Source organism: Streptomyces daliensis (genome assembly GCF_054782395.1).
In genome coordinates, this window is the sequence record NZ_BAAGSO010000013.1 from 1 (window position 1) to 12,423 (window position 12,423).

The 12,423-nt window shown below is 71.2% G+C and carries 9 protein-coding genes; 5 read left to right on the forward strand and 4 right to left on the reverse strand.

Annotated features, from left to right (window positions below; genetic code table 11):
• The first annotated feature begins 74 nt into the window (after positions 1–74).
• Genes ACYVOO_RS03900 through ACYVOO_RS03920 form a run of 5 tightly spaced genes read left to right on the forward strand, consistent with a single transcriptional unit; the run spans position 75 to position 5,364 of the window.
• A complete protein-coding gene (locus tag ACYVOO_RS03900) occupies positions 75–851 on the forward strand; it encodes an EboA domain-containing protein (RefSeq protein WP_461014260.1) in 777 nt (258 codons plus the stop codon).
• A complete protein-coding gene (locus tag ACYVOO_RS03905; RefSeq protein WP_461014235.1) occupies positions 851–1,717 on the forward strand; it encodes a TatD family hydrolase in 867 nt (288 codons plus the stop codon). The genes ACYVOO_RS03900 and ACYVOO_RS03905 overlap by 1 nt, the downstream gene beginning before the upstream one ends.
• Positions 1,718–1,730: 13 nt before the next feature.
• The gene (gene eboE, locus ACYVOO_RS03910; RefSeq protein ID WP_461014236.1) at positions 1,731–2,924 is read left to right on the forward strand and encodes a metabolite traffic protein EboE; all 1,194 of its coding nucleotides are present in this window, start codon (positions 1,731–1,733) and stop codon (positions 2,922–2,924) included.
• Positions 2,921–4,333: an alkaline phosphatase family protein gene (locus ACYVOO_RS03915; RefSeq protein ID WP_461014237.1), complete on the forward strand. Its 1,413-nt coding sequence runs from the start codon at positions 2,921–2,923 to the stop codon at positions 4,331–4,333. Before eboE ends, ACYVOO_RS03915 begins: the two co-directional genes overlap by 4 nt.
• Positions 4,330–5,364, forward strand: a complete 1,035-nt coding sequence (locus ACYVOO_RS03920) for a sugar phosphate isomerase/epimerase family protein (RefSeq protein WP_461014238.1) — start codon at positions 4,330–4,332, stop codon at positions 5,362–5,364. The genes ACYVOO_RS03915 and ACYVOO_RS03920 overlap by 4 nt, the downstream gene beginning before the upstream one ends.
• 95 nt (positions 5,365–5,459) lie before the next feature.
• On the opposite strand, the gene ACYVOO_RS03925 is transcribed toward ACYVOO_RS03920, so the two are convergent.
• The 4 genes from ACYVOO_RS03925 to ACYVOO_RS03940 form a co-directional block, all read right to left on the reverse strand.
• Entirely contained in the window at positions 5,460–6,848 is a 1,389-nt protein-coding gene (locus ACYVOO_RS03925) for an OFA family MFS transporter (protein ID WP_461014239.1), read from the reverse strand.
• A 251-nt stretch (positions 6,849–7,099) separates the two neighbouring features.
• Positions 7,100–9,280 (reverse strand): acetate--CoA ligase family protein, encoded by a 2,181-nt coding sequence (locus ACYVOO_RS03930; RefSeq protein ID WP_461014240.1) that lies wholly within the window; start codon positions 9,278–9,280, stop codon positions 7,100–7,102.
• A 4-nt stretch (positions 9,281–9,284) separates the two neighbouring features.
• Positions 9,285–10,565 carry a formyl-CoA transferase gene (gene frc / locus ACYVOO_RS03935; RefSeq protein ID WP_461014241.1) on the reverse strand — a complete coding sequence of 427 codons (1,281 nt, stop codon included), beginning with the start codon at positions 10,563–10,565 and terminating at the stop codon, positions 9,285–9,287.
• Position 10,566: 1 nt separating this feature from the next.
• Positions 10,567–12,255 (reverse strand): thiamine pyrophosphate-binding protein, encoded by a 1,689-nt coding sequence (locus ACYVOO_RS03940; RefSeq protein ID WP_461014242.1) that lies wholly within the window; start codon positions 12,253–12,255, stop codon positions 10,567–10,569.
• Positions 12,256–12,423 lie beyond the last annotated feature (168 nt).

The window sequence follows — 12,423 nt, forward strand, 5'->3', positions numbered from 1 at the left end:
GCTGGTGCCCCGCACCGGCCCTCGCCCCCGCCCGCGTCCCCGTCCGCCGACGGCCGAGCCAGGAGAGCCGCCTCATGCTGACTCCTCTCGCCTCGCTCCGTACCGGGCTGGAGCTGCGTCTTGGCCACGCGGCGCGTGAGTGGCTGCACCGCGCGCTCGCCGACGCGGCCGACGCTGGTGCCCCGCACCGGCCCTCGCCCCCACCCACGTCCCCGACTGGGGCCAACGGCCGCGCCCCGCTCCCGCCGTGGGAGCGGCACTTCGCGGAGGCGGGCCGCAAGTGCGCCACCCCCACCGCACCGCACCCCGCGCACACGAGCACGAGCACGAGCGCGAGCGCGAGCGCCCCCGGCCCCGCCGAAGCCGCCCGCATCCTGCTGCTGCACGCCGCGGGCGCGGAAGCGCCCACCGTCACCCGCCTCTACGAGCACGGGAGCGCGGAGGAGCGCCGTGCTGTGCTGCGGGCGCTGCCGCATCTGCCCTTCGCCGCGCGGCCCGACGCGCTGCCCCTCGTCGAGGACGCGCTGCGGGCGAACGACACCAGCCTCGTCGCGGCGGCCGTCGGCCCGTACGGCGCGGCCCATCTCGACCCGCACGCGTGGCGGCACGCGGTGCTCAAGTGCCTGTTCACCGGCGTGCCCCTGGAGGCCGTCGCGGGCCTGGAGACGCGGGCGCGCGGCGACGCCGAGCTGGCGCGGATGCTCGTCGACTACGCGCGCGAGCGCGAGGCCGCGGGTCGCTCCGTCCCCGCCGGGCTGCACCGCGTGCTGGACCTCGCCAACACCCCGCCCCCACCCCAGTCTCCGCCGCACCCCCAGCCTCAGCCTCAGTCCCAGCCCGAGGAGTCCTGATGCGCATCTTCGACCCGCACATCCACATGACCTCCCGGACCACCGACGACTACGCGGCCATGCGCGCGGCGGGCGTGCGGGCCGTCGTCGAGCCCTCCTTCTGGCTCGGCCAGCCCCGCACCTCGCCCGCCTCGTTCTACGACTACTTCGACTCCCTCCTCGGCTGGGAGCCCTTCCGCGCGTCCCAGTACGGCATCGCACACCACTGCACCCTCGCCCTCAACCCCAAGGAGGCCAACGACCCGCGCTGTGTGCCCGTACTCGACGAACTGCCGCGCTACCTGCTCAAGGACAAGGTCGTCGCGGTCGGCGAGATCGGCTACGACTCCATGACACCGGCCGAGGACACGGCGCTCGCCGCCCAGCTCCAGCTCGCCGCCGAGTACGGGCTGCCCGCGCTCGTGCACACCCCGCACCGCGACAAGGCAGCGGGCCTGACCCGTACGCTCGACGTGCTGCGCGAGTCGGGACTGCCGCCCGAGCGGGTCGCGCTCGACCACCTCAACGAGACGACGGTGGGTGCCGCGGCCGACAGCGGCTGCTGGCTCGGCTTCTCCATCTACCCCGACACCAAGATGGACGAGCAGCGCATGGTGCGCCTGCTCCGCCTGCACGGCACCGAGCGCGTCCTCGTCAACTCGGCCGCCGACTGGGGCCGCAGCGACCCCCTCAAGACCCGCGCGGTGGGCGAGGCGATGGCGGACGCCGGGTTCTCCGAGGACGACATCGACCAGGTGCTGTGGCGCAACCCCGTCGCCTTCTACGGGCAGAGCGGACGCCTCGACCTGACCCTGGGCGCCGACGAGGAACAGCGCGAGCCGGGCGGCCTCCACGAGGGCAACTCCATCCTGCGCGGCGGGGAATGAGGAGGGCACACCCATGCGCTTCCGGCACCCCGACGGCTCCACCGTCCACCTCGCCTACTGCACCAACGTGCACGCCGCCGAAGACCTCGAAGGCGTCGTGCGCCAGTTGCGCGAGCACGCCGAGCCCGTACGCCGCAGGCTGCACCGCGACCGCCTCGGCATCGGCCTCTGGCTCGCCCGCGACGCGGCCCGCACTCTCACCGACGACCCCGCCTCCGTACGGGCGCTGCGCGCCGAGCTGGACCGGCGCGGCCTGGAGGTCGTCACCCTCAACGGGTTCCCGTACCAGGGCTTCGGGGACCAGCGCGTCAAGTACCGCGTGTACCGGCCCGACTGGACCGAGCCCGCGCGCCTGGACCACACCACGGAGCTGGCCAGGCTGCTGAGCGCGCTCCTGCCCGACGACGTGACCGAGGGCACCGTCTCCACGCTCCCGCTCGCCTGGCGCACCGGCTTCACCCCTGATCGGCGCCGCACCGCGCTGGACGCGCTGACCACCCTCGCCCAGCGGCTCGACGCGCTGGAGGAGATGACGGGGCGCTCCGTGCGCGTCGGCCTGGAGCCAGAGCCGGGCTGCACGGTGGAGACCACGGCCGACGCCGTCGCCGCGCTGACGGGTGAGGGCGCGCCGCCCGCGCACCGCGTCGGTGTGTGCGTGGACACCTGCCACCTGGCCACCTCCTTCGAGGATCCGGGCACGGCGCTCGACGCGCTCACGGGCGCGGGCATCGCCGTCGTCAAGTCGCAGTTGTCGGCCGCGCTGCACGCGGAGGACCCCGGCAGTCCCGAAGTCCGCGCTGCCCTCGCCGACTTCGCCGAGCCCCGCTTCCTCCACCAGGCCCGTGCCCGCACGCACGAGGGTGTCGCCGCGACCGACGACCTCGGCGAGGCGCTGGGCCAGCCCACGGAAGGGCCCTCACCCCTGCCGACGGACACACCGTGGCGCTCCCACTTCCACGTACCGCTGCACGCCCCGCTCGCGCCGCCGCTCACCGCCACCACCGATGTGCTGCGCGACACGCTGACCCGGCTCGTCGGCGGGCCCTCGCCGCTGACCCGGCACCTGGAGGTGGAGACGTACACCTGGCAGGCGCTGCCGCCCGTACTGCGGCCCCGCAACCGCGCCCAGCTCGCCGACGGCATCGCGGCCGAACTCGGCGTCGCGCGCGACTTGCTCACCGACCTCGGCCTCAAGGAGCTGCCATGACACCGGGCACGGAACCGGCCCAGGACCGGCCCGAGCCGCTTCTCGTCCTCGACGTCGTCGGCCTCACCCCACAACTGCTCGCCCACATGCCGCACTTGCGCGCGCTCGCGGACTCCGGCTCGTCCGCACCCCTGGAGACGGTGCTGCCCGCCGTCACCTGCGCCGCGCAGTCCACGTTCCTGACCGGGGAACCGCCCTCGGGGCACGGCATCGTCGGCAACGGCTGGTACTTCCGCGAGCTGGGCGAGGTGCTGCTGTGGCGGCAGCACAACGGGCTCGTCGGCGGCGAGAAGCTGTGGGACGCGGCCCGCGCCCGCCACCCCGGCTACACCGTGGCCAACGTGTGCTGGTGGTACGCGATGGGAGCCGACACCGACTGGACCGTCACACCCCGGCCCGTCTACTACGCCGACGGCCGCAAGGAACCCGACTGCTACACGCGCCCGCCCGCACTCCACGACGAACTCACCGACAGGCTCGGCACCTTCCCCCTCTTCCACTTCTGGGGTCCGGGCGCCGACCTCGTCTCCTCGCGCTGGATCGTCGACGCCACCCGCCATCTGCTGCGCACCCGCCACCCCGACCTCGCCCTGTGCTACGTGCCGCACCTGGACTACGACCTCCAGCGCTACGGCCCCGACGACCCCCGCGCGCACCAGGCCGCTGCCGAACTCGACGCCGTACTCGGCCCGTTGCTCGACCAGGCCCGCGAGGAGGGCCGCACCGTCGTCGCCCTCTCGGAGTACGGCATCACCCGGGTGCGCCGCCCCGTCCACCTCAACCGCGCACTGCGCGAAGCGGGTCTCGTGGAGGTGCACACGCAGGACGGCATGGAGTACCTCGACCCGATGACCTCGCGCGCCTTCGCCGTCGCCGACCACCAGCTCGCGCACGTCTATGTGCGTCGCCCCGAGGACCTGGAGGCGGCCCGCGCCGTTCTCGCGGAGCTGCCCGGGGTGGACGAGGTGCTGGACGAGCGCGGCAAGAAGGCACACGGGCTCGACCACCCGCGCTCGGGCGAACTCGTGGCCGTCGCCGAACCCGACGCCTGGTTCACCTACTACTACTGGCGCGACGACGCCGACGCACCCGACTTCGCCCGCCTCGTCGAGATCCACCGCAAGCCCGGCTACGACCCGGCCGAGCTGTTCATGGACCCGCACGACCCCTACGTACGGCTGCGCGCCGCCACCGCGCTGGCCCGCAAGAAGGCCGGGATGCGCTACCGCATGGCGGTCGTGCCGCTGGACGCGTCGCCCGTACGCGGCAGCCACGGCCGCCTCCCCGCCCGTACGGACGAGGGCCCCGTCCTCATCTGCTCACGCCCAGGGTCCTTCACCGGCGACACCTTCGCCGCCACCGACGTCAAGGAACTGCTCCTCCACCTCGCACTGGGAGACCCCTCATGACACGCAAGAGCCGCACGCACGACAACCCGGAACTGCGGCAGGCGGTGCGCCGCCGCGGCGTCCTCGGCGTCGCCGCCGGCGCCACGGCAGCCGCGCTGCTGGGCTCCGTCGGCACGACGGCGCAGGCCGCGCCCGTGACCGCGACGGGCAGGGGCGGGCACGGACGGCCCGTCGTCCCGCCGGGGAAGCTGGGCATCCAGCTCTACACCCTCCGCGACCAGGTACAGTCCGTCGGCTTCGCGAAGGTCTTCGAGGAACTGGCCGACTACGGCTACGACACCGTCGAGTTCGCCGGGTACACCCAGGGCACCGGAGACATCACCCTCGCACAGCTGAGACGGCTGGTGCGCGAGCACGGGCTGCGCGGGGTCGGCAGCCACGTCGGCTACTACTCGGACGACCCGGCCGCCTACACCTTCGCCACCCAGCTGGAGCGGGTCGTCGACGACGCCGCCGCGCTCGGCCTGCCGCACGTCGGCACGGCCGCGAGCCCCGACAGGTACGGGCGCACCGTGGACGGCTGGAAGCGGGCCGCGCAGGACTTCAACACCTACGGCGAGGCCGCGAAGCGGCGCGGCCTGAAGTTCTACCAGCACAACCACCAGATGGAGTTCGGCTTCGCCGAGGACCGCCCCGACGTCCGCCTCTACGACGTGCTGCTGGCCGAGACCGACCCCGAGCTGGTGTACCTGGAGATGGACATCTACTGGGCCTACGCGGGCCAGTACCGCTTCAGTGTCCGCGCCGACGGCACCCCGGCCCCCTTCGAGCCGCTCGACTACGTGCTCGCGCAGCCCGACCGCTATCCGCTGTTCCACGTCAAGGACGGGGAGCACGACGAGTCCTCGCCGGACGGGCTGAAGATGGTGGACGTGGGCGACGGCGACATCGACTACCGGCGGTTCCTGACGGAGGTGGGCCGCACGAAGGGCGGCCGCCGCGACCACGGGTGGCTCGTCGAGCACGACTCGCCCGAGGACTCCCTGCGCACCGCCCGCCGCTCGGCCCGCTATCTGCACCGCCTCCGCTGACCTGACGGCCCCCATGGCGGAGCGCCCGGGGTGGGAGGGGGAATCCCCTGCCGTCCCGGGCGCTCCGTCGTCGGGCCGTGTGAACTAACGCGGTGTCACATCGCCTCGCGGCTGATCGGGTTCGGGTTGGGCTGGATCTTGCGTGCGGCGGGGCGCCCCGGCTGGCGCAGGAAGAACGCGAGGAAGGCCGAGGCGATGCCGATCGAACCGGCGATGATGAAGGCGCCTTCGTAGTCCCACGCGGCGACGACGACCGCACCCATCCCCGAGCCGACGAGCCCGGAGATCAGCTTCGAGCTGTACACCATGCCGTAGTTGGCGGAGTTGTAGTTCTCACCGAAGAAGTCCGAGGTCATGGCGGCGAAGAGCGGGAAGATCGCGCCTCCGCCGAATCCCGAGACCATGGAGCAGAACAGGAAGAAGGGCATGCTCCCCAGCGAGCCGGAGACCAGCACGCCGAACTGCGCGCTGCCGAGCACCAGGCAGACGATGATGAGGGTGTTGCGGCGCCCGTAGCGGTCGGAGATCCAGCCGATGACGCCGCGTCCGGTGCCGTTGACGAGGGCCTTGAGCGACATGGCCGTGGCCACGATGCCGCCCGCGAAGCCCATGTCCTTGCCGAAGGGGACCTGGAAGGCGATACCGAAGATGTTGATGCCCGCCGTGCACAGCAGACAGAACCACATCATCCACAGCACCGGTGTCCTGGCCGCCTCGCGCGGGGTGTACTGCTTGACGGCCGGGGGGTTCTTCTCCAGGGACCGCAGGATGCGCGGGTCCTCGGGCTTCTTCAGCGGGTCGACGTGCGAGGGCCACCAGTTCTTCGGCGGGTCCTTGAAGAACCAGCCCGCCGTGGCGACCACGGCACAGCAGATGACGCCGACGAGGACCAGCACGTTCTGGTAGTTGCTCAGGTCCATGTAGCTGGTGAAGAGGAACACGAAGGGGACGGAGCCGTACGCGAAACCGCCGTTGACCAGCCCGGTCTTGCCTCCCCTGCGCTCCGGGTACCACTTGCCGACCATGTTGACGCAGGTCGCGTAGACGAGACCGGCGCCGATGCCGCTGCACGCGCCGAAGCCGAGGTACGCGACGAACACGTTCGGCGCGTACGCGAGCGCGACGTAGCCCAGCAGCGTGCCGAACGCGCCCAGCATCATGGCGTTGCGCGCGGGCAGTCTGCCGCTCTCCCGCAGCTGTCCGGCGGGGAACGCCATGGCGGCCTGGAAGAAGACCCAGACACCCATGAGCCAGAAGATGTGTCCGCTGTTCCACGCGTGCGCCGTGTGCAGGGTCTCCTCGGCGGACGTGAAGGCGTACTCGGACGAGCTGATGCCCATCATGCCGATCCACGGGCACAGCACCATCATCCAGCGCGGCCGTCCCATGATGTCCCGGTCGGTCTCACCCACCCGGAACACGCGGCCGTTGCGGTCGGTGACCTCCCTGTAGGGGACGGCCGACGGCACTTCTGTTGTTGTCATGTGATGCACCCCTTGCGTTGAGAGTCTGGCCAGCGCCCCCTGTCCGGATCCCACTACTGCGGTGGTGCGTGATGCATGCTGCGGTGTGCGGTGTCGCTCGCGCTGTGCTTCCGTCGTACGTCGGGTGTCGGGGTGGTGGCGGGCCCGGCGCCCCCGGGCTCCGCCGTCGTGCTGCGCGCCGCGGCGGAAGCGGCGGGGACGCGGCCGTGCCCCGCGCTCCGCGTCGCGACGGTGTGCTGCGGAACGGTGTGCTACAGCAGGCCCGCCGCGCGGGCCCACCGGTACTTCGCGCCGAGAACCGCGACCGGCTTCTCGGTGGTGTAGGGGTACGCCACGACACCGTGCTCGAAGAGGTAGGCGCACGCCTCCTCGACCTCCGTGTCACCGGCGAGGGATGCCACCACCGGCTTGTGGATCCCCTTCTCCCTCGCCTCCGCGACCACACGCGCGGTCAGCTCGGCGAAGACCATCGGCGGGGTGACGATGGTGTGCCAGTAGCCGAGCACCAGCGAGTGGATGCGGGGGTCCTCCAGGCCGAGCCTGATGGTGGCCTCGTATGTGGAGGGCGGTTCGCCGCCGGTGATGTCCACCGGGTTGCCCGCCGCGCCGAACGGGGGGATGAAGCGCCGGAACGCCTCGTCCAGGTCCGGCGGGATCTCCATCAGCGACATCCCGTTGTCCACGATCGCGTCCGAGAGCAGCACGCCCGAGCCGCCCGCGCCGGTGATGATGACGGTGTTGTCGCCCTGGGGCGCCGGGAGTACGGGCAGCGCCCGCGCGTACTCCAGCATCTCGTTCAGGCCCGGCGCCCGGATGACGCCCGCCTGCCGCAGGATGTCGTCGTACACCGCGTCGTCGCCCGCGAGGGCGCCCGTGTGGGAGCCCGCGGCCTTCGCGCCCGCGCTGGTGCGGCCCGCCTTGAGCACGACGACCGGCTTCTTCTTCACCGTCTCCCGCGCGGCGTCCACGAAGGCGCGGCCGTCCTTCAGGTCCTCCAGGTGCATGGCGATGCACTCGGTGTGCGGGTCGTCGGCGAAGTAGGTGAGCAGGTCGTCCTCGTCGATGTCGGACTTGTTGCCGAGCCCGACGATGGCGGAGACACCCGTGCGCGTCGTGCGTGCGAACCCCAGGATGGCCATCCCGATGCCTCCCGACTGGGAGGTGAGTGCCACACCTCCCTTCACGTCGTACGGGGTGCAGAAGGTGGCGCACAGGTCCTGCCACGGCGAGTAGTAGCCGTAGATGTTCGGGCCCAGCAGCCGGATGCCGTGCCGCCTTCCGATCTCGACGATCTCTTCCTGGAGGGCGTGTTCGCCGGTCTCGGCGAAGCCGGAGGGGATCAGCACGGCGTTCGGTATCCCCTTCCTCCCGGCCTCCTCCAGCGCGGCGGCGACGAACTTCGCGGGGATCGCGAAGACCGCCACATCCACCTCGCCGGGAACATCCTGAACAGACTTGTACGCCTTGCGGCCGAGAATGTCATCGGCCTTGGGGTTCACCGGGTGGATTTCCCCGGGGAAGCCGCCGTCGATGAGGTTGCGCATCACCGAGTTGCCGATCTTGCCCGGCTCGTTGGAGGCACCGATGACGGTGACCGAGCGCGGCTGCATCAGCCGCCGCATCGCGGTGAGGATCTCCGCCTTGGTGTGCCGGGGCCGCTCGACGGGCGCCTCCGTCGTGAGCAGCACGCGGATGTCGGCCGCCACCGCGCCACCGGCCGAGGCGAACACGGGGTTGAGGTCGATCTCGGCGATCTCGGGGAAGTCGTCGGCGAGCCGCGAGACGCGGGAGACGAGCCCGGCCAGCGCGGCCCGGTCCACCGCCTCGCCGCCCCGCACACCCTTGAGCACGTCGGCCGCGCGTATCCCGTCGAGCATGGACAGCGCCTCCTCCTCGCTCGCGGGCGCGAGCCGGAAGGTGACGTCCTTGAGCACCTCCACCAGCACCCCGCCGAGCCCGAAGGCGACGACCTTGCCGAAGGTGGGGTCGGTGACGGTGCCGATCAGCACCTCAGTGCCGGGCGGCGCCATCTGCTGCACCTGCACCCCGTGCACCCGCGCCTCGGGGGCGTACGTGCGCGCGTTGCCGACGATCGAGGTGAACGCGCCCCGCGCCTCGGCGGCCGAGGCGACACCGACCACGACACCGCCCGCGTCCGTCTTGTGCAGGATGTCGGGGGAGACGATCTTCATGACGACGGGGAAGCCGATCCTGTCGGCCAGCGCCACCGCCTCGTCGGCCGACTCGGCAAGGCCCTCCTGGGGCACCGGTATGCCGTAGGCATCGGCGAGGAGCTTGCCCTCGGGCGCGGTGAGCGCGGTCCTGCCCTCGGCGCGGGCAGCGGCGAGCACGGCCCGTACCGCGTCCTTGTCGGGCTCTCCCGGCGCGCCAGGTGCTCCCGCGTGGGTGCCGCCGTGGTCTTCAGAGGCCATCGGTTCAGATCACTCCGTTCGTCTTGAGCAGCCGCACTTCCTCGTCACCGAGGCCCAGTTCGCCGACGTACACCTCTTCGTTGTGCTCGCCCAGCAGCGGCGAGGAGGTGATCTCGACGGGGGAGTCGGAGAGCTTCATGGGGGAGCCGACGGTGGTGAAGCTGCCACGGGTGGGGTGCTCGACCTCGACGATCATGCCGTTCTCGGCGAGCGACGCGTCCTCGACGATCTCGCGGGTGGAGAGGATCGGGCCGCAGGGGATGTTGTGCGCGTTGAGCGACTCCAGCACCTCCCACTTGGGGAGCGTCGAGGACCACTCCTCGATGAGCTGGAACATCTTGCCGAGCTTCGGCAGCCGCGCCTCCGGTGTGTTCCACTCCGGGTCGGAGGCCAGCTCGGGCCGCCCGATGAGGTGGCTCAGCGGCTCCCAGCCGACGGGCTGCACGATGACGTACACATAGTCGTTGGGCCCGCCCGGCGCGCACTTGACGGCCCAGCCCGGCTGGCCGCCCCCGCTCGCGTTGCCCGAGCGCGGCACCTCGTCGCCGAAGTCCTCGTTCGGGTACTCCGCGAGCGGCCCGTGCGCGAGGCGCTGCTGGTCGCGCAGCTTGACGCGGCACAGGTTGAGCACGGCGTGCTGCATGGCCACGTTGACGCGCTGGCCCTTGCCGGTGCGCTCGCGCTGGTAGAGCGCGGCCAGGATGCCCGCCACCGTGTGCACCCCGGTGCCCGAGTCCCCGATCTGCGCGCCCGTGGCCAGCGGCGGCCCGTCCTCGAAGCCGGTGGTCGACATGGAGCCGCCCATCGCCTGCGCGACGACCTCGTACGCCTTGAACTTGGTGTACGGGCCCTCACCGAAACCCTTGATCGAGGCGTAGACGATCCTGGGGTTGATCTCGCGGATGCGGTCCCAGGTGAAGCCCATCCGGTCCACGGCACCGGGCCCGAAGTTCTCCACCAGCACATCGCTGCGCCGGATCAGCTCGGTCAGGATCTCCTTGCCGCGCTCGGTCTTGGTGTTGAGGGTGATGCTGCGCTTGTTGCAGTTGAGCATCGTGAAGTAGAGCGAGTCGACGTCGGGCAGGTCCCGCAGTTGCTTGCGGGTGATGTCCCCGGTCGGCGCCTCCAGCTTGACGACGTCGGCGCCGAGCCAGGCGAGCAACTGCGTCGCGGAGGGCCCCGACTGGACGTGGGTCATGTCCAGGACGCGCACTCCGTCAAGTGCCCTGGTGCCCGGGGGAGTTGTCGTGCCACTCGCGTCGTTCGTGACGGTCACGGGAGTCACCTCACTTGTACATCGTCTGGTTCATGGTTCCGGGTGCGTACGCGTCCGGGTCGACCCAGACGTTGATGAGCGACGGCTTGCCCGACTCGCGCGCCCGCTCCAGCGCCGGCCGGATCTGCGCGGGGTCGCGGACCTCTTCGCCGTGCCCGCCGAGCATCCGCGCGAACTGGTCGTACGGCACGTCCCCGAGGGTGTTGCCGACCCGCTCGCGCTCGTCGCCGTACTTGGCCTTCTGGCCGTAACGGATCTGGTTCATCGAGGAGTTGTTGCCGACGATGCCGACGAACGGCAGGTCGAAGCGGACCAGGGTCTCGAAGTCCCAGCCGGTGAGCGAGAAGGCGCCGTCGCCGAAGAGCGTGACGACCTCCTTGTCCGGGCGTGCCTGCTTGGCCGCCATCACGAAGGGGACGCCGACGCCGAGCGTGCCCAGCGGCCCCGGGTCCATCCAGTGGCCCGGCGACCTGGGCTGCACGACCTGCCCGGAGAAGGTGACGATGTCGCCGCCGTCGCCGATGTAGATCGAGTCCTCGGTGAGGAAGTCGTTGATCTCGCTCACCAGCCGGTAGGGGTGGATGGGCGAGGCGTCCGAGCGCAGTTGCGGCAGCCTCTTCTCCAGGGCCGTCTGCTCGGCCGTGCGCAGCTCCGCGAGCCACGCCTCGCGCTTGGCCGAGCCCCCGTTGACGCGCCCGGAGGCGGCCTGTGTGACGGCGGCGAGCACGAGGTCGGCGGAGCCGACGATGCCCAGGTCGATGTCGCGGTTCTTGCCCACCGTCCGGTAGTCCAAATCGATCTGGACGACGGTGGCGTCGGGGGAGAGGCGCTTGCCGTACCCCATGCGGAAGTCGAAGGGTGTGCCGACGATGATGATGAGGTCGGCGTTGGTGAACGCGTAGCGGCGCGAGAGCTGGAAGTGGTGCGGGTCGCCGGGCGGGAGTGTGCCGCGCCCCGCGCCGTTCATGTACGCGGGCACGTTGAGGGTGCGCACCAGCTCGGTGGCCGCTTCGGTGGCGCGGGTGGTCCAGATCTGGCTGCCCAGCAGGATGGCGGGCCGCTCGGCGTGGACGAGCAGATCGGCCAGCTTCTCCACCGCCTCCGGGTCACCGGCCTGCCGGGTGGAGGCGCGGTACTGCCCCGTCTGCGGCACCCGCGCCTTCTCGCGTGGCACCTTGGCGTCGAGCACGTCGCGCGGGATCTCCAGGAAGGAGGGCCCTGGCGCGCCGTGGTAGCACTCGCGGAACGCCATGGAGACCATGTCGGCGGCGCGCGCCGTGTCGGGCACCGTGGCGGCGAACTTGGTGATGGGCGTCATCATGTCGACATGCGGCAGGTCCTGGAGCGAGCCCATCTTGTGCTGGGTGTGTGCTCCCTGGCCGCCTATGAGCAGCATCGGTGACTCGGCACGGAAGGCGTTGGCGACACCGGTGACGGCGTCGGTGGTGCCGGGTCCAGCGGTGACGACGGCGCAGCCGGGCTTGCCGGTGAGGCGCGCGTAGCCGTCGGCGGCGTGCGCGGCGACCTGTTCATGGCGGACGTCGACGACGTCGATGCCCTCGTCGACGCAACCGTCGTAGATGTCGATGATGTGGCCGCCGCAGAGGGTGTAGATGACGTCCACACCCTCCGCCTTCAGTGCCTTGGCGACCAGATGCCCGCCGGAGATGAGGTCCGGGTCCTGGCTGTCGTCGGGCATGGCGAATCGCGTCCCTTCGTCGGGTGGTGAGGCAGGGTCCGAGCAGATTGCATACAGTCGACGAATACTGTATGAACCTTGTTATCCCGCATCGGCTCAGTGATGTCCAGGGGGCGTGCAGCGATCGTTTGAGGACGGCGATCTCCCAGGAACGGGCGACGGCGAACC